General features: G+C 46.3%; 18 protein-coding genes. 14 read left to right on the top strand and 4 right to left on the bottom strand.

Going from position 1 to position 18,421, the window contains the following annotated elements:
* Positions 1-53: 53 nt before the first annotated feature.
* Both MWG26_RS19370 and MWG26_RS19365 read left to right on the top strand, forming a co-directional pair.
* Positions 54-746, top strand: coding sequence for an ABC transporter permease (locus tag MWG26_RS19370; RefSeq protein WP_025655987.1), 693 nt, complete (start codon positions 54-56; stop codon positions 744-746).
* 113 nt (positions 747-859) lie between these two features.
* Entirely contained in the window at positions 860-1,117 is a 258-nt protein-coding gene (locus MWG26_RS19365; RefSeq protein ID WP_025655988.1) for a TfoX/Sxy family protein, read from the top strand.
* 99 nt (positions 1,118-1,216) lie between these two features.
* On the opposite strand, the gene MWG26_RS19360 is transcribed toward MWG26_RS19365, so the two are convergent.
* On the bottom strand, positions 1,217-2,149 hold the full coding sequence (locus MWG26_RS19360) for a helix-turn-helix transcriptional regulator (RefSeq protein WP_025655989.1): 933 nt from the start codon (positions 2,147-2,149) through the stop codon (positions 1,217-1,219).
* A gap of 157 nt (positions 2,150-2,306) precedes the next feature.
* On the opposite strand from MWG26_RS19360, the gene MWG26_RS19355 reads away from it, so the two are divergent.
* The gene (locus MWG26_RS19355) at positions 2,307-2,798 is read left to right on the top strand and encodes a cysteine hydrolase family protein (RefSeq protein ID WP_025655990.1); all 492 of its coding nucleotides are present in this window, start codon (positions 2,307-2,309) and stop codon (positions 2,796-2,798) included.
* Positions 2,799-2,969: 171 nt separating this feature from the next.
* Here the strand turns inward: MWG26_RS19355 and thrS are convergent, their stop codons facing one another.
* Positions 2,970-4,931: a threonine--tRNA ligase gene (gene thrS, locus MWG26_RS19350; protein ID WP_025655991.1), complete on the bottom strand. Its 1,962-nt coding sequence runs from the start codon at positions 4,929-4,931 to the stop codon at positions 2,970-2,972.
* A 504-nt stretch (positions 4,932-5,435) separates the two neighbouring features.
* Between thrS and MWG26_RS19345 the strand changes: the two genes are divergently transcribed.
* The 5 genes from MWG26_RS19345 to MWG26_RS19325 all read left to right on the top strand — a co-directional run bounded on the left by MWG26_RS19345 (position 5,436) and on the right by MWG26_RS19325 (position 8,505).
* Positions 5,436-5,918: a hypothetical protein gene (locus MWG26_RS19345; protein ID WP_240285545.1), complete on the top strand. Its 483-nt coding sequence runs from the start codon at positions 5,436-5,438 to the stop codon at positions 5,916-5,918.
* Positions 5,919-6,111: 193 nt separating this feature from the next.
* Complete coding sequence (locus MWG26_RS19340; protein WP_025655993.1) at positions 6,112-6,330, top strand: hypothetical protein; 219 nt, start codon at positions 6,112-6,114, stop codon at positions 6,328-6,330.
* A gap of 213 nt (positions 6,331-6,543) precedes the next feature.
* Positions 6,544-7,392: an RNA polymerase sigma factor gene (locus tag MWG26_RS19335; RefSeq protein WP_025655994.1), complete on the top strand. Its 849-nt coding sequence runs from the start codon at positions 6,544-6,546 to the stop codon at positions 7,390-7,392.
* A gap of 10 nt (positions 7,393-7,402) precedes the next feature.
* Positions 7,403-8,089, top strand: coding sequence for a DUF2461 domain-containing protein (locus MWG26_RS19330; protein ID WP_025655995.1), 687 nt, complete (start codon positions 7,403-7,405; stop codon positions 8,087-8,089).
* 224 nt (positions 8,090-8,313) lie between these two features.
* Entirely contained in the window at positions 8,314-8,505 is a 192-nt protein-coding gene (locus tag MWG26_RS19325) for a hypothetical protein (protein ID WP_025655996.1), read from the top strand.
* Between the two features lie 134 nt (positions 8,506-8,639).
* On the opposite strand, the gene MWG26_RS19320 is transcribed toward MWG26_RS19325, so the two are convergent.
* Both MWG26_RS19320 and MWG26_RS19315 read right to left on the bottom strand, forming a co-directional pair.
* Positions 8,640-9,935, bottom strand: a complete 1,296-nt coding sequence (locus MWG26_RS19320) for an MFS transporter (protein WP_025655997.1) — start codon at positions 9,933-9,935, stop codon at positions 8,640-8,642.
* 291 nt (positions 9,936-10,226) lie between these two features.
* Positions 10,227-11,564 carry an MATE family efflux transporter gene (locus tag MWG26_RS19315; RefSeq protein WP_044926929.1) on the bottom strand — a complete coding sequence of 446 codons (1,338 nt, stop codon included), beginning with the start codon at positions 11,562-11,564 and terminating at the stop codon, positions 10,227-10,229.
* 450 nt (positions 11,565-12,014) lie between these two features.
* On the opposite strand from MWG26_RS19315, the gene MWG26_RS19310 reads away from it, so the two are divergent.
* The 6 genes from MWG26_RS19310 to MWG26_RS19285 all read left to right on the top strand — a co-directional run bounded on the left by MWG26_RS19310 (position 12,015) and on the right by MWG26_RS19285 (position 18,408).
* A complete protein-coding gene (locus MWG26_RS19310) occupies positions 12,015-12,380 on the top strand; it encodes an MGMT family protein (protein WP_025655999.1) in 366 nt (121 codons plus the stop codon).
* 48 nt (positions 12,381-12,428) lie between these two features.
* Positions 12,429-14,549: a DNA helicase RecQ gene (gene recQ, locus MWG26_RS19305; RefSeq protein ID WP_025656000.1), complete on the top strand. Its 2,121-nt coding sequence runs from the start codon at positions 12,429-12,431 to the stop codon at positions 14,547-14,549.
* 314 nt (positions 14,550-14,863) lie between these two features.
* Complete coding sequence (locus tag MWG26_RS19300) at positions 14,864-15,445, top strand: RNA polymerase sigma factor (protein WP_025656001.1); 582 nt, start codon at positions 14,864-14,866, stop codon at positions 15,443-15,445.
* Complete coding sequence (locus MWG26_RS19295) at positions 15,429-16,226, top strand: hypothetical protein (RefSeq protein WP_025656002.1); 798 nt, start codon at positions 15,429-15,431, stop codon at positions 16,224-16,226. The genes MWG26_RS19300 and MWG26_RS19295 overlap by 17 nt, the downstream gene beginning before the upstream one ends.
* A 45-nt stretch (positions 16,227-16,271) precedes the next feature.
* A complete protein-coding gene (locus MWG26_RS19290) occupies positions 16,272-17,159 on the top strand; it encodes an ABC transporter ATP-binding protein (protein WP_025656003.1) in 888 nt (295 codons plus the stop codon).
* A gap of 1 nt (position 17,160) precedes the next feature.
* The gene (locus MWG26_RS19285; protein WP_025656004.1) at positions 17,161-18,408 is read left to right on the top strand and encodes an ABC transporter permease subunit; all 1,248 of its coding nucleotides are present in this window, start codon (positions 17,161-17,163) and stop codon (positions 18,406-18,408) included.
* Positions 18,409-18,421 lie beyond the last annotated feature (13 nt).

Below are 18,421 nucleotides of genomic sequence, written 5' to 3'. Positions count from 1 at the left end.
TGATATTGAAGAAGCGCTGCAGGGAGGTCTGTACGATATATTAGGAGGCAGATATGAGAAATGTAACCGCGATTCTGAAAAAACAATGGAAGGATACCCTGAAAAATAAAAATGTACTGATCCAGTTTGTCATGTTTCCTGTATTAGCGGTTATTATGACGTTTGCAGTGAAGATGCCGGGCTTGCCGAGAAATTATTTTGTTTATATGTTTGCGTCCATGTATATTGGAATGGCGCCGCTTATTGCTACGACGGAGGTTCTGGCAGAAGAAAAGGAAAAACATACATTAAAGGCGCTGCTGATGGCAAATGTCAGAATGCCTCAGTATCTGGCCGCAGTGGGCGGGTGCGTCCTGCTGGCGTGTCTGGCAGGCACGGTGTGCTTCGGTTTGACGGCTGGACTTTCCGGCATGGCATTTTTGAAGTTCTGCGGCGTAATGATGACGGGAATAATCCTGTCCGTTCTGATCGGTGCAATTATCGGAACTGCATGTAAAAGCCAGATGAGTGCAACCTCCCTGACAGTGCCGGTTATGATGGTGCTCTCTTTCTTACCAATGCTGTCTGCGTTTAACGATACAATTAAGAAAATAGCTGCCGTTTTTTATTCACAGCAGATTTACTTGATTATCAGCGGAACGGACGATGGCGGCACAGCAAAGGCCTGGGGGACTGTTTTAGTGAATCTCGGTATTTTAACGGTAGTTTTTATATATGTTTACCGGAGACTGGCTGAGGAGTCTTAGCTGCACGGTCTCGAAGCCGATGAAGTAACGGTTATCAGATAGAAATGGCTGGCGCACCTTGTCTGTTTGATGTATAATAAGTATAATATTCGAATGACAGGAGGTAAGGGATGATGGGAGAATTATCGAAACTGCCCAATATAGGCACGGTGGTGGAAGAACAGCTTCGGGAGGCCGGCATTACTACGTTTGATCAGCTCAGGGCGATGGGAAGTAAACAGGCCTGGCTGAAAATACAGGAGATCGATTCATCCGCCTGTATCCACCGTCTGTATTCGCTGGAGGGCGCAATACGGGGGATCAAAAAGGCACAGCTGCCTCCGGATGTAAAAGAGGATCTGAAGGATTTTTATAATCATTTTAAAATGTAATCAACAAAGATTTATATAAGATGAACTGGACTGCATTAAAATGGCCCGCCAGACTGAGTGATATAGTTTTGGCGGGCTTTTTTTGTCTTTCTTTGTGTATTAATTCTCGTATATGGCAGCGATATTATATAATCTGCGCTTCATTTCTGTACGGATATGTAACGGCTCTAAACACTCGCATTTGTCTCCAAAACTGAGAAGAACATTGTAGTAATATTCGTTCTCTATGAAAGGAAAATTAACAATGTAATGTTCATTACCGTCCGGCGATAAGTCTTCATAAGTGCAATAATCAAGTACCCTGTCCATGACAGAGCTATGAATACGAATTTTGATTTTGGTCTGCATAGATGCCAAAATATCAGCAAAATCTAACTGCGGTTTTTGATATTCCCGAGGTGTGAAAGTTTCCTCGTTCATTTGCAGATTTGATATACGGGATAGTCTGAATAAGCGAAAAGCATTTCTTTTATGGCAATACCCCTGCAAATACCAATGACTGCTTTTCAATACAAGCTGATATGGTTCGGCTGTTCTTGCGGTTTTATTGCCGTAGCGGTCTGCATAGTCAAATGAAACCAGTTTGCTTTCCTGTAGAGCTGTTTTGATTATTTCTAAATAGGGTTGTATGTTTATGCTGCCCATCCACGGACTTAAGTCTATATATATTTGATTTGCCTTTAATTCTATGTCTTTCGCCTGGTCGGCGGGGATAAAGCTCTTGACTTTCGCAAGGGCATTTATCAGTTCACTGCCTCTCATCATATTGGAAAGACTGGAAAGTCCCATTAAGATAGCGGAAAGGTCAGTAGTCGAAAACACCTTTTTATCCACCTTGTAATTCTGCATGATTTCAAAGCCGCCGCCGACTCCCGATGCCCCGCGGACAGGAATACCTGCCATATTGATCGCGTCTATGTCCCGATAGATTGTGCGGGGAGAAACTTCAAATATATCTGCTAACTCCTGTGCGCCTACCCGCTCTTTGTCAAGGAGTATCATAATAATACTAATAAGCCTGTCAACTTTCATGTGAGAACCACCTTTCAAAACGTAACAGTTCGGGCAGGCCTGAACTGTTACTCAACAACTTCTTTTTTTAATATAGATTGTTGCCATAATGTTGTCAACAATTAGATGTTATCATAATAAAGCAAACAAATTAATTTACCTGTCAGGAGGAGACACTATGCAGAAAAAAGCCTTAGTAATCATTGATATTCAAAATGACATCACAAAAAATTACAAAGATATTATAGACAATATCAATCAAGCTGTCGATTGGGCAGACAATCATAATATTCATGTGGTTTATATCAGGCATGAAAATCTATCAGCAGGCACGAGGACTTTCAAACCCAATACGCATGGGGCGGAATTAGCTTCAGACTTGAAAATAGTATCAAATAATATTTTTACAAAATACAAGGGAAACGCATTAACCAGTGAAGAATTTTCAGACTTTATTCGTAAGAATGAAATATGTGATTTCTATATAGCAGGGGCAGATGCTGCTGCCTGCGTGAAATCGACCTGCTACAATTTATGCAAAGCGAATTACGGCGTTGCTGTTCTTTCAGATTGTATTACCAGTTATGATAAAAGAAAAATCGACGAAATGCTGCGCTATTATGAAAGTAAAGGGAGCCGCATAATGTGTTTGAATGACCTGCTTCTGTAATCACAGATAAAAATCTGTATTTTCTGGCGTTGTATCCTTCTTCTTAATGCGTCTGTGCTTACTATGCGGTGAGAGCTATTTTTTTACCCGCTTACGGGCATAAAAGAAACGCCGGCGGCCTGCAAAACTCAGTGTTTATGCAAGTTGCCGGCGTATCTCAAATAGCAGCAATTATTTCTGTTCCTGCACTTCAATTTTACGGATTTCTTTTGTTCTGATTTCCCGGCAGACTGCGTCGATAAATTCCGAAAGGCCTTTCGCGCCTTCATCTCCAAGGAAACGGCTTCTTACGGATACGGTGCCTTCCGCTTCTTCCTTTTCCCCGACAATCAGCATATAAGGGATCTTGGCAAGCCTTGCCTCACGGATTTTGTACCCGATCTTTTCGGAACGGCCGTCAACCGTGGCGAGGATATGATTTGCCTTAAGCTCTTTCTCCACTTTGCCTGCATAATCAAGGTATTTATCGGAGACAGGGAGGATACGAACCTGTTCCGGGCAAAGCCAGGTAGGGAACATGCCGGCATATTTTTCGATCAGCCAGGCGAGGGTCCTTTCGTAGCAGCCGATGGAGGTTCTGTGGATGATATAGGGGCGTACTTTATCGCCGTTCTGGTCAATGTAGTACATATCAAACTGTTCGGCAAGCAGTGCATCCCACTGGATTGTGATCATGGTATCTTCCTTGCCGTATACATTTTTGGCATTAATATCGACTTTGGGGCCGTAGAATGCGGCCTCCCCCTCATCCTCCACGAATGGTACGTCCAGCTCGGTCAGGATATTGCGGATGTGGCCCTCGGTTTCTTCCCAGACTTTTGCATCTCCAATGTATTTTTCCGTGTTATTCGGATCCCATTTGGACAGGTGGTAAGTGACGTCATCCTGAAGGCCCAGGGTGGTCAGGCATTGTTTAGCCAGGGCCAGGCAGCCCTTAAATTCTTCTACCATCTGGTCCGGGCGGACGATCAGATGCCCCTCGGAGATTGTGAATTGGCGGACACGGGTCAGGCCGTGCATCTCCCCGGACTCCTCATTGCGGAACAGGGTCGAGGTCTCACTGTAGCGGAGCGGAAGATCGCGGTAGGACTTCTGGCTCGCCTTGTATACATAGTACTGGAACGGGCAGGTCATGGGTCTCAGGGCAAAGACTTCCTTATCCTTCTCCTCATCTCCAAGCACGAACATGCCGTCTTTATAGTGGTCCCAATGACCAGAAATCTGATACAGGTCGCTTTTGGCCATCAACGGCGTCTTTGTGCGGATATAGCCCCAGTTATTGTCCTCCTCATCCTCAATCCATCTCTGGAGTGTCTGGATGATTTTAGCGCCCTTTGGCATCAGCAGGGGGAGTCCCTGGCCGATGACATCTACTGTCGTAAACAGCTCCATCTCGCGGCCCAGCTTGTTGTGATCGCGTTTTTTCACTTCCTCCAGGTACTGAAGATACTCGTTCAGCTCGTCCTTTGTGGCAAAAGCGCTCCCATAGATCCTCTGCAGCATGGCTTTATTGGAGTCGCCTCTCCAGTATGCGCCGGAAGAGGAAGTCAGTTTAAATGCTTTGATTCCCTTTGTGCTCATCAGGTGCGGGCCTGCGCACAGATCCACAAACTCTCCCTGTCTGTAGAATGAGATGGTGGAATCTTCAGGGAGATCACGGATCAGTTCTGCCTTATACGGCTCACCTTTTTCTTCCATAAAAGAGATGGCTTCCTCTCTTGGAAGTGTAAAACGCTCCAATTTGGCGCCCTTTTTAATGATTTTCTTCATTTCTTTTTCTATTTTATCCAGATCTTCCCTGGAGAACGGCGCAGAATCAAAATCATAATAATATCCCGTGTCGATTGCAGGCCCGATTGCCAGCTTTGCATCTGGATATAGATTTTTTACGGCCTCGGCCAATACGTGGGAGCAGGTGTGGCGCACAACCCGGAGCCCTGCCTCATCACGGGCGGTCAGGATATTCAAAGTGCAGTCATTTTCAATAATTGTTCTGAGGTCAACGACCTCTCCGTCCACTTCTCCCGCACATGCCGCTCTTGCCAGCCCCTCACTGATATCAAAAGCAATATCAATGACGGATTTGCTTTCTGGGTATTCTTTTACAGATCCATCTTTCAGTGTAACTTTCATTTGTTTTCTCCTCCTTAAAAAATAAAGCCCCTGAACAATCTGAAAACTGTTCAGGGACGATAGACTATGATACCGCGGTTCCACCCTTTTTGCAAGTGCCATTCATTAGACGGTAACGGTGTCGGCCGGGCTGTATTAAAGCCGCTCCAGGGTGGTTTTCGGATGATGTCCCATGAAATGGACTTTCAGCAGATGCATTTTTCTATGTGTGGCTGTTCAGCTTACTCTTCCTGTCTTCGCGTTAACGGTATTGATAAACCTGTTTTTTAGTATATCATTTCTTAATGAAAAGTCAAGGGGGAGCGGCCGTGCGGATATTAGGCCATAGCTGGCTGAACAGTTCGGGGCTGCCGGAACTGTTCATACAGTAGACAAAGTCTTTTATAATAACAAGGCTACTGTTCAGAACGCAATGTCTATTCGTAGTATAAATATACAGCGCTTCATTTTTTCATTTTACTCTGGTATAATTAAATAAATTAAAATTTTCCAACATTTCAAGATATGGAATCAAAAGCAATGCAGCTTAAGTTAACCACATTAGTCGCAGCGGCAGCTAAGAAGGGAACAGGAATGGTATTAAATATAAAGAAAAATCAGCTATCTCGTATTAGAGTCTTTTTCATCATGTTTCTTTTTGCTGTGTGCATAACTGTGAATGCGCTTTTTTGTAGTGCTTACAATCTATATGAACTATTAGATAAGACAACTGTTTCTGAGACGTGGAAAATTTCAGAAAGTATCGTTACCAATGAAGACGGTAATAATACTGCCTGTTTTAGGACTTTATTTTTGAACAAAAATAATTCTAGTAATGAAACTATAACAAAGAATAGATGCTCAATACTCATGATTACAGCTATCCCAAAAGCAATGGGCCTGCTTCTTTTTCTTATTATAGTTTTTCTTTTTTTCTTTTTGACCCTATTTATATTATTGCCTGATAAATGGACATTAATTAATCATAAGGTACGTCTGGACAATTGAATCAATTCCTTCCCAAATCATGGCCAAAGCATAAATATATACGACCATACGAATCCTTTATTGCAAGTGTGCTGGTGGTTATAAGTCATTTATAGAATCAGACAATGGCTTCTTTTTTGTATGCAAATAGATAGCGGGTATAAACCGCATACCTATTATTAGAGCGAAGCAGAGATTGGATTGGAGGAATATAATGAAGAAAAAGATATATAAGTTTTTTATCACCCTAATGGTGATCCTGTCCTTGGGTTCAGGTCCCATAGCCATGAATGAGATAGCCAAGATGCTTGAAGCTCTTTCAGGTACAGGTGATGCGCAGGTTCAAGAACTTGATGAAGAAGAAAAAGAGTCTGAAGAAATAAAAAAAAGAAGAGATTCCCAGATTTATATAAAGACATTTGATGATAGATAGAGTGGAATTGCTGCTGCCTTGATTATAATTAAGAAGTGCAGGGAATGGATCGTGTGTAAATAACCAAAATACAAATGGGATACGGAAGATGAATTCATGAAAGATGATATAATATATTTATTATGCTAAAAGTTTGAGAATATCTGTCACACCATGAAGCGATTGGTGTCTAATTTAAAGTAAGAAAAAATACACAGTTAGGAGAAGGATAAGATGAAGGAAGCAAACGATAACAAAAATGTGCTTATAGAATCTGCAGTCGGTGGGAATGCAGATGCGCTGGAGGAACTTCTGGCCGGAATTCAGGATATGGTATTTAATCTGTCTCTGAGGATGTTGGGGACAATCCCGGATGCGGAGGATGCAGCCCAGGAGATACTGGTACGTGTTATGACGAATCTGGGGACATTTCGGAGGGAAAGCGATTTTCAAACATGGGTGTACCGGATTACTGTGAATTATCTGCTGAATTATAAAAAGTCCATGTTTGCGCACCAGCCGCTGGATTTTGAATTTTATGGAAATGATATCAAATACGCGGTTTTGGATGAGACGGAGGGGTTGATTGAGGAGGAGAGCAGGCAGCAGATGGCGGAGGAACTGAAATTGTCCTGTACCAATGTGATGCTGCAATGTCTCGATGCAGAGAGCCGATGTATTTTTATTCTGGGCACAATGTTTCGAATCAACAGTCGTACCGCGGGGGAGATCCTGCAGATGTCTCCAGAGAATTTCCGGCAGAAACTTTCCAGAATCCGCGGGAAGGTAGCCGCATTTCTTGCAGAATACTGCGGGCTGTCCGGCGTGGGAATGTGCACCTGCAGGAAACGGGTGGAATATGCGGTCCGGCAGAAGAGAATCAGCCCGGAGCGCCTGGAGTATCTCAAGCTCCATCCCCTTGAAGACAAGGTGCTGGAAGAGTACAAAGACGAGATGGAAAAGCTGGACGAGCTTTCGCTTGTATTTGACGAACTTCCGATGTACCAGACCCCGGAGACGATAAAGGAAAGAATGGTAATGGTATTGAATTCTTCTCAGATGAAAAAGATTCAGGAATATTAGGAGGCGCACCATGTCAAAAATAATTACTTATCTTAGTAAATTAGAACAGAACAATAACCGCGAGTGGTTTCATTCCCATAAGGCGGAGTACCAGGAGGCGTTCGGGGAGTTTGAAGAGATCATCGCCGGATTGATGGCTAAGCTTGGCAAAGATGATGCCAGAATCCTGAACTTCCAGCCCAAGGAACTTACATTTAAGCTGATGAGGGACACCAGGTTCAGCAATGACAAGTCCCCGTACAATCCGGCTTTTCGATGCCATATATCCCCTGCCGGCAAGCTGCCCGTGCCGGTCGGATATTTCCTGTGTATCCGCCCGGGAGACCGATCATTTCTAGGGGGCGGATTATTTGCTGACATGTTCCGGGATGCCACAGCCATGGTAAGAGACTATATAAACGGCCACGGAGCAGAGCTGCGGGAGATCGTGGAATCCCCTCAATTCAAAGACAGCAAGGCAGGTTTTGCAATCAAAGGCAGTGCGTTAAAAAACGTCCCAAAAGGGTACAACGCCGAACACCCTATGGCGCAGTACTTAAAAAACAAAAGCTGGTATATTGAAGACAACTTTAATGATGAGAGACTAGAGAACAAGGATACTTTCATCCAGTTTGCGGCTGAACGATTTCGGCTTATGGCTCCATTCAATGAATATTTAAATCAGGCGCTGAAAGAATTCAAAATGCCCCAGAGATAAATTCAGAATATTCTGAAAACGGAGGGCAAAGGGGTCAGACCCCTTTTATGTGACTTAATCACAGATTTTTCCAGACAGATGGTGTACAATGATAACATTAAAGAAAAGGAGGTCATGTTATGAAGGTTATAATGAGTAATAATCTGAAAGAATACATGAACGAAAAGGGTCAGAAAGACCTCGTGCTGTTCCTTGGCGCGTGCAGCACATGAGGCGGCTCCTATGTGGAGGTGCTGGCAAGGTTTGCCGGCAAGGATGAGAAACTCGAAGAAAATGGATACAAAAAGGTACCCAGTGAACTGGGACATGTCTATCTGCCGCCCGAGCAAATAGAGTTTGGGGATATCCTGAAGCTCGGCTTTACGACTTATTTCCAGATGCCCCAAATCACGGTAGAAGGCTGCAGGTCTGTCTGATTAACAAACAGGTACTACCTGGAAAAGCCTTTTACGTTTTCCAGCGGACGTACGAACGATGACGAAGTGGAAAATGCCTCTCCCTGATGCTGAATCAGGAGAGGCATTTTCTGATTTAAAATCCGCACAGCCGGCTATTCTTCAAGCGCCCAGATGTGTTTGTTTTTCCGAAATATGAGACAGGTTATCACACCGATAAATCCCAGTATTAAAAACAGCATTGCGGCACCGCTTCCCTTCCCGGTGCCGAATAAAAGCCCCGGCAGGCTGTCAGCCGCCTTCTGGCTCATGTATGGTTCAAACACCTTATCTACGCAGATCCCCCCCAGAAAATATCCAATCGGAATGGTAAAGAACTGAAAGGTATTGCGGATGGCATATACCCGTCCCTGGAGCTCCACAGGGATGTGGGTGCGAAGCAGTACGTCCATATTCGTATTCATAATCGGGATGAACAGCCATCCAAGCAGTGCGCCCAGGCACCATACGGGTGTACTGTGTCCCAGTGCCAGCAAAAAATTCTCTGTGCTCATGGAAAAAAGCAGAGAATTGGTAATCACCCTTACCCGGCTTTTTGGTTTCGAAGCAAAAGAAGCAATCAGGCTTCCCGCTACATTTGCAATTCCGGAGCAGGCATTGACCAGCCCAAGGGCGGCCTCGCTTCCCCCATTACGTGACAAAAGCATTGCCGGGAGCGCCGCGTTGTACATGGAGGCGGTCAGGTTGATGGCTGAAAGAAAAAGAATCAGGTAAAAGATCCCTTGATTCCGGGCCAGATATTGAAGTCCTTTCCCCGCGGCTTTCAGGACTGATTCCTGCGTTTTCCCGGCGGATACCTTAACGGCAGGAATATGAATAAAAAATGCCAGTGTAATAAAAGCAGTCCCGAACGTCAGAAAATCAAAGACAATAACAGCCGTCATTCCGAAAAGCGAAAAAATGGCGGTGGCAATGACCGGGGACAGGATTGTGATCAGGGAATTGGAGAATGAACGCATCCCCCCGGCCCGCTGATACTGTTCCTTTGGCGTGAGCAGGCTGACCGCTACGTCCGAGGAAGGCTGCTGGATGGTGTTCATCAATCCGTTAAAACCATTGATCAGATACAAATGCCAGATTTCCAGGCGCCCCGTCCCAAGCAGAAAGAAAACAAGTAAGGTGCTGACTGCCGCGAGACTGTCACATACCAGCATGGTGCGCTTCTTATCCCATCTGTCGCTCAAAGCGCCTGCAAAGATGCTCAGCAGCACGTAGGGGGCATAAGAACACACCGTCAGCAGAGCGGATGTAAGCGCGGATCCGGTCTGCTGGTAAGCCCAGATAACAAGCGCATAACTGGTCATGGAACTCCCCAGTTCTGAAAATGACTGGGTTGCCCACAGAAGGATGAATGAGTGTAATCCCTGAAATAATTTTTTAAAGTTTTTCATTTGACTTTGCTCCTTTTTAATAATTCACTGAAATCGTCATATTAAAAATGCAAAGTCCGGTTGGACGAAAAATAGTCAAGCGCTGCTGCACCAGTGCATCAGTCAAACAGTGCAGAGATGAAACGCTTCCTATTCTTATCTCCATGCAGTTTCGTCCGTATCAGACCTTGCATGGAGTTCTGTCAATGCAGAGTATCATAAGAAGTTCCTCCTTTCTCAGAAGCATATAAAATATCTCGAAGAATTGATGTATTCAGGCGAGTACCTCGAATAATCATTAACTTGCTGTTATTAACGGTCAGTTTTGCTTACTAATTCCTCACCACGCATCTGCTTCATCACAATGCGGTACAAGACTGTTGTGATGACAAAGGTACATGCATCAGCCACTGCCTGCGCCATCTGGATGCCAAACAGGCCGAAGAGCCGGGGCAGAATCAGCAGTGCCGGGATGAAGAAAAGCCCCTGCCGGGCGGAGGCAAGCACGGAAGCATATCCAGTCTTCCCCATGGTCTGCATCATCATGTTATTCATAATAATCCATCCGTTCAGTATAAAAGTCAGGCATTGGAACCGAAGCGCCGTCGTTCCGATCCGGATGACTTCCGAATCATTTCGGAAAATGCCGACCAGATGGCCGGACAGCAGCGCACCGGTGACCGCCAGGATGAACAGGGCCACGGTGGAGACCTTCACACAGAACCAGAAAGCATCCCTGACACGGCCATATTTTTTAGCGCCATAGTTAAATCCGCAGACCGGCTGGAATCCCTGTCCGAACCCGATCAGAGCCGAACTGGCAAACATGGTAATCCTGCTCACAATGGACATGGCGGCAATCGCGGCATCCCCATAGGGATTCGCGGCAATATTAAGCGTCATGGTAGCGACACTGCCCAGTCCCTGCCGGAAAAGCGACGGCAGCCCGCCGCCCAGGATCTCCCGCAGCCGTTCTTTTCGGAACCGGACGCTGCGGAACCGGATGGGGATACACCCAGAGATCCGGATGCCGGCCAGCAGGAGAATAAAACTGACGAACTGGCTGAGTATCGTGGCAATGGCGGCTCCCGAGATCCCCATGTGAAAGACAAAGATAAAAAGCGGGTCCAGCGCGATATTGAGGACCGCCCCGATGGTAATCCCGACCATGGAATAAAAAGCATTTCCCTGAAAACGGATCTGGTTATTCAATACAAGCTGTGCAGTCATATAGGGGGCGCCAATCAGTATGATCCCAAGGTACTGCTCCGTGTAAGGCAGAATCGTTTTCGTAGAACCAAGTACAATGCAGAGCGGTTTCAGAAAAATCAGTCCCAGTGCCATTACTGCAAAACCGAGGAACAGAGCCAGGAAAAATCCCGTGGCCGCCAGCTGCCCCGCTGCATCCGCATCTTTAGAACCAAGCCTTCTGGAAATAGAATTCCCCGACCCGTGTCCGCAAAAAAAGCCCAGCGCCTGAATCACAGCCATGAGTGGAAATGCTACCCCTACCGCCGCTGTCGCACTGGTGCCGATCCGGCCGACAAAAAATGTATCGGCCATATTATAAAATGAGGTAATCAGCATACTGATAATCGTTGGAACAGCCAGCCGGCCAATCAATCCGGGGATGGGCGCCTCCGTCATCATCCGGTATTTTTCATCCTGAGATGTATTACTGTGCAATGCAATCGCTTCCTTTTTGTAATTTGTTTGTTATGTAGAACTTATTTCACAGCATAGCGGAATTATACCGCCAGGAAGACACAACTTCGTTCATCTATGCTTCATATTATATCATTATATCAAACAGAAGTCCCAATATCTATCGAAGCTCTTCAGATTGTATAAAAAAATTTTAGAAAATAGGTTTGAATTTCCTAGTTTCATCCGTAAACATTCCAAAGATCCCATACATAAAAACTTCAAAGTCTATTTTAGCATGATGCGCAACACGAATAGCCGCTTCCAGTTCGCTTGGCGCACCCCATCTACGCCGAGATTCGTCCTCAAATCCCGATATTGCAGTTTCACAAGGAGTGATATATACTAAAAGCTAAAGGGATTTTAACAAGATTAAAGGCAGTAGCGGGTGTGATTATGGATTTTTATAAAAGAACGGCTTTGGTATGCTCAATCATTCCGGAAGGAAAAGTTTCTACATATGGGCAGATCGCGCTGCTGTGCGGAAAACCGAAGCATGCCAGGCAGGTTGGGTATGCCTTGAGCCGCGGGCTCGCGGGGGAGGATGCGCCGGCTCACCGTGTGGTGAACGCGAGAGGGATATTAAGCGGAGCCGCGGCATTTGCCACGCCGGATTTACAGAAGCAGATGCTGCAAAACGAGGGCGTGGAGGTACTCTGGACAGAAGACGGCTGGCGGGTTGATTTAAAACGGGACGGCTGGAAGAATACAATAGACGATGCTTTATGGCTGCGGGAAGAATTCGACAGAAGGAACATCTGACAGATTATGTAATAGCCAATGGCATCAATTTACAGGAAGAGGAAATGAATGGATAAATATAAAGTTTTGAAAGAAGTGTTCGGATACGATTCATTTCGTGACGGACAGGAGGAACTGGTTGAAAGCACACTGCAGGGAAGAGACGTCCTGGGGATCATGCCGACCGGGGCCGGCAAGTCGATCTGTTACCAGGTCCCGGCGTTATTGTTTGAGGGGATTTCCCTCATCATATCCCCCCTGATCTCTCTTATGAAGGATCAGGTGACGGCGCTGAACCAGCTGGGGATTCACGCCGCTTTCATTAATAGTTCCCTGACGGAGGTTCAATACAGAAAAGCGATGGACAATGCCAGAAACGGCAGGTACAAGATCATATATGTGGCGCCGGAGCGATTGCTGACGGAGTCCTTTTTATCGCTGGTCAGCTGTGTAAATATTTCCATGGTGGCTGTGGATGAGGCGCACTGTATATCCCAATGGGGGCAGGACTTCAGGCCCAGCTATCTCAAGATCGTGGATTTCATCAATATGCTGCCGAAAAGACCGGTTATTGCGGCCTATACGGCAACTGCCACCAAGGTAGTTAAGGAGGATATTGTCTGTATTCTGGGACTGCAGGAACCGACGGTCATGGTTACGGGGTATGACAGAAAGAACCTCTATTTTGCGGTGAAAAAGCCTAAAAATAAGATGGCGGAGCTGCTGTCGTATCTTCAGAAGAATGGGGATAAGAGCGGAATTATCTACTGCAACACCAGAAAAAATGTAGAAGAGGTCCACGAAGCCCTGCTTCGGGAAGGCTACATGACGGCAAAGTACCACGCAGGCCTGTCGGATTCCGCGAGAAAACAAAATCAGGAAGATTTTATCTATGATATTAAACCGATCATGGTGGCGACGAATGCGTTTGGTATGGGGATTGACAAGTCCAATGTGCGGTTTGTCATCCATTACAATATGCCCAAGGATATTGAAAGCTACTATCAGGAGGCTGGGCGTGCCGGGCGTGACGGGGAGCCGTCGGAGTGCATACTTCTGTATTCCGGGCAGGATGTGAAGATCAATGAATTTTTGATCGGCAGGCAGACAGAGAACGAAGATCTGGATTATGAAGAGCGGGAACTGATACGGGAGCGGGACAATGAGCGGCTCAGGAAAATGACCTTTTACTGTTTTACAAATGAGTGTCTGCGCGATTATATTCTGCGCTATTTTGGAGAATACGGCGGTAATTATTGCGGAAATTGTGAGAACTGCCTGATGGAATTTCAGGATATTGATGTGACGCAGGAGGCAGTCAGTCTGATCAACCTGGTCAGGACAAGCGGAGAACGGTATGGCATCAACGCGATTATCGATGCGGTTCATGGATCTGAAAATGCAAAAGTACGCCAGTTCAGGCTGGACAGAAATCCTTATTACGGTACGCTGAAAAAAGTTACGCTGATCCGCATCCGGCAGATTATGAATGACCTGCTGGTGAAGGGCTATCTGTTCCTGACCACGAATGAATACCCGGTTTTGAAAATGACAGAAATGGGAAGGAATCTGGTCTGGGAGGAGACTCCGGAACCGGTGATCCTCAAACTTCCCAAAGAAGTGGAAAAAGCACCTGCAAAGCAGAAGGCGGAAAAGAAGCAGAAAGTGGTTGACGTGAAATATCCGGATCTGTTTGAACGACTTCGTCAGAAACGGTATGAGATAGCACAGGAGAACCATGTGCCGCCGTATATCATTTTCTCGGACAGGACGCTGAAAGAGATGAGTACTTATCTTCCTTCTAATAAGGCGGCCATGCTTGAGATTAACGGGGTCGGAACAAATAAATATGAAAAGTACGGCGAAGAATTTATGGCCATGGTTAAGGCATATATGGAAGAAAAAGGGATCCGGGCGGAGGAAGTAGAGCCAAAGACAGAGCCGGAAGAGGAACTGGACGAAAAGACGGGTAAAAAGAAAGTAACCATCAAAGACGGATTTGAGGCATACAGGGACAGCCTGGTCTCACAGGGCGTTGTGCAGGCGTACGCGGCATGGACCGAAGAAGAGGAAGAGCGGCTGAAGGAAGAGTACCAATCCGGTATGAAGATTAAGGAGATCAGTGAAGTGCATCACCGCTCAGAGGGCGGAATACGCAGCAGGCTGAAGAAGATGGGAATGATTCTTTAACTGCAGGAAATTGAAAAATAAAGAAAGTAACAGATAAAAAAAGGCATACCCCGGTTATCATGTTTAACCAGGGATATGCCTTCTTTTTGTCTGCTTTTTTGTCTGTCTGATACACCAAGTTGACAGACCGCAGGAGATATGGGAGGATATGAAAGATTACAGGCGGCGGGAAAGCGGAATGTATACTCGGCTTAGGCGGCAGAATCTACGATTTGGCTGTCTCTTAAAAAATATTTATTTTAATTTAGAAAATTTAAATCATTTCAGGAATCCCATCCGTTATTATTAGTAGGGGACGCCCTGAGGAGGAAAAATTGACGCGCGAAAATGAAATTTTTAAACAAATAGAACAGGGGAATATGGAGGGGCTGGATGAGCTGGTCGGTATGTATTATCCGGAAATATACCGGTATTGCTGCTGGCATACCTCTAACCAGGCAAATGCAGAGGATGCGGTGCAGGAGACATTTCTGAAGGCTGTCCGCTATATGGACAGGTATGCCCACCGGGGCAGATTCCGTGCATTTCTCTATCGGATTGCTGCGAATACATGCATTGATATGAGCCGTAGCAAATGTGAGGTGCCCGTGGAGGCCGAGGTGTTGGAGGCAGTGCCTTTGGCGGATCCCTCCTTCCAGGAGACAGAGGACGATACGGACTTTTTGAGGCTTGTCAGGCAGCTTCCAGAAGAAATGTCGGAACTGGTCTTTCTGCGTTATGGACAGGAGATGAAACTGCGGGAAATTGCGGAGATTACCGGGCTGCCAGTCAGAACGGTACAGTCAAAGCTTCGTTATGCACTGAAAAGGCTGAAAAAGACGGCTGCTGCAGGGCAGGACAAAGAGGGAACATTGCAAAATATGCAGGAATGGCGGGGTGATGGAGATGAAAAATGATGCATTTATAACGGAGCTTAGAAAAGAGTTCCGGGAAAAACAACCGGAGATTTGTGAAAAACATTTGGAAAAAACGGCCGGTATGGTGAAAACTATTTATACAAGCAGGCAGAACAGCCTGTCCAGGACCAGAAGGATCGGATTTGGTGAACTGGTTCTGCGCCAGGTCAGATTTATCGGCTGGAAAATATGGTGTTTACAGTTGCTGGCGCTGGTTGGAATGTTTTGTGCTCTTCATACTATTTTAGGGAATATGGAAGCGGCCTCCAGGCATCTGCCCTATCTTCTATTTGCGATGGCTGTGATGCTGGCGTGGATGGCAGTTCCGATGATGGGAAGAAGTATCCGTTACCGGATGTCAGAGATCGAGAGTGCCTCGCTGTTCTCCGCAGGACGGCTGATGGCGGCCAGGCTGCTGATTACGGAAGCGGGGGCTGTTGTACTGATCGGGGGAATGATGGGCCTGACGGCAGCAGAAAATGTATACCATTTCCGGGAGATTGTTTTTTCGAGCCTGCTGCCATTTCTGGCTGTGAGCGGTCTCTGCATCGGTCTGCTCGGACATATCAGGATTCAGTCTTATGTAAAGAGCTGCAACGCGGCGGTAGTATGCATTCTTGCCCTCATTTTTATAATGGACCGGACCGGGACAGGGAGTCTGGCGGATCTGCCGGCGGCTGTGGGGTGGACGGCATGTATATTCTGCCTTGCAGTCTGTGCATATCAGCTCAGGCGGATCTGGAAGACGAACAGCTTTGCGGATGGACCGGCATCCTGTTGAATCCATTGAGCAGCAAAGTAGGCAACGGAAATGAAAGGAGCAGAAATGGAACTGAAAATAGAAAACCTTACAAAAAAATATAAGGATAAGACAGCCGTAGAGGATGTCAGTCTGACAATTACTCCGGGGATCTGGGGGCTGCTTGGCGCAAACGGGGCAGGTAAGACGACGCTGATGAGAATGATCGCGGGGATCATGAGGCCTACATCCGGCTGTGTGAAGTATGACGATATTGAAATTGGCGCGCTGGGGGAAGCCTACCGGAATATTTTTGGCTATCTGCCCCAGGAATTTGGTTTTTACCCGGAATTTACCGTAAAAGATTATCTGGAATATGTCGCAGTGCTAAAAGGGCTGACACGTAAGGAGACAAGACGGAAGATCGCAGAACTGATGGAAACGCTTACGCTGGAAGATGTACAAAATAAAAAGATCGTAAAGCTGTCCGGAGGAATGAAGCGGAGGGTGGGCATTGCCCAGGCTCTTTTAAATGAACCGGAAATTCTCATACTGGATGAACCCACAAGCGGCCTGGATCCGGGGGAAAGAGTGCGTTTCCGCAATCTGCTCTCTGAATTTGCTCAGAACAGGATCGTGCTGATCTCTACACATATCGTACCGGATGTGGAATATATCGCCTTCCAGAATGCGGTAATGAAAGGAGGGCATATTGTGGCAACAGGCACCACGGAAGAGCTGGTGGGGATGATGGAAGGAAAGGTCTGGAATGCACAGATCCCGCCCTATGATGTGCACCGTGCAGAGCAGAAGGCCAGAATCGTAAACCTGCGCAATGATAACAGCGATTCGGTTTCCGTCCGTTATCTGTCTGAAAAGCCGGTTTTCCCGGAGTCAGTGAAGGCCCGTCCGAGACTGGAAGATTTGTATCTGTGGCTTTTCCCGCAGGAGGAATCGGGAAAGGAGGAATGCTGATATGAGACTTTATCTGATGGAACTAAAGCGAATTCTGAAAACGAGGTCTGTGCTGATCGTGATATTGGGAGCCATTGTGCTGACTGCCCTTCTTGCGTATGCTCCGATCAGCTTTGTAAGATATACGTATCAGGATGAGGCCGGGAATAAGGTAAAGGTAAAAGGGCTGGAGGCCATAAAATTGGTCAAGGCAGAGCAGGCGGAGTATTCGGGAATCATTACGCCGGAGATGATTGTCCGAGCTCTGGCGCAATATCAGGAATGCGCCGGACAGTATGAAAATGGGGTTTATGATGAAAAAATGCCGGTGGAAGAATACAATAAAAAAATAGCGCCGGTTTCGTTTATTGTCAGTAAACTGGCTGAAGTGTACGCAGATGATACAACAGGAATTGCGGCAGAGACGATGGATCTGACGGCAGAAGAGGCAGGAAAGTTTTATGAGCAGTGCAGCCGGCATCTGGTGGATCTGATGAATATGGAGCAGCCGGACCACCCGCAGGCCAGGGAAAAAGCAACAGCCATGTATGAAAAGGTAGAGAAACCATTTGCCTATTATCCCGGCACGGACACGAATGCCATAGAATATTTTGGGATTATGGTGTTTTTAATGGCTGTAGTTGGAGTGGTAATTACGGCCCCCATATTTTCGGTAGAGTACCAGACAGAATCCGACCAGATCCTGCGCTGTACCCGGCACGGAAGGCGGCGTCTTGCAGCGGTGAAACTGCTCGCATGCTTTACGATTCTGACCATAATATATGCAGTCTGCATGACAATTTTCACAGTAACAGTCAATTCGGCATTCGGATGGGAAGCCAGACAAACGGATATCCAGTTTGCATTTTCTGCAATTACTTTTGTTGAAATGACGGTAGGACGGCTGCAGATGCTTGTTATTGGGATAGGGTATCTGACATTACTTGCCACAATCTTTTTTACCCTGTTTTTATCCAGCAGACTAAAAAGTGTATTTGCCTCCGCCATAACGGCGCTGATTTTTTGTATCCTCCCCATATTTCTCAGCAATTTCTGGGGTGGCAGCCTGGCAGAATGGATTTGTGCGATCCTGCCTTCCGGAGGAACCGGGATGGGAAACAGCTTTTTATATGCACTGCTGGATACCCGGTTTTTATATCTGGGAAGCCAGGCGTTCTGGACGCCCTGTGTCATGGTGGCAGCTGCAGCTGTGAACACAGTGCTGTTTACCATCCTGACAGTCGTTTCTTACTGCAGGCATAGAAGTTAGACTATAGGTGCTT

The organism is Faecalicatena contorta (genome assembly GCF_022835095.1).
GTDB classification, from domain to species: Bacteria; Bacillota; Clostridia; order Lachnospirales; family Lachnospiraceae; genus Faecalicatena; species Faecalicatena contorta.
The sequence above is the reverse complement of the archived record's forward strand: the minus strand, read 5'-3'. Positions and strand labels throughout refer to the sequence as shown.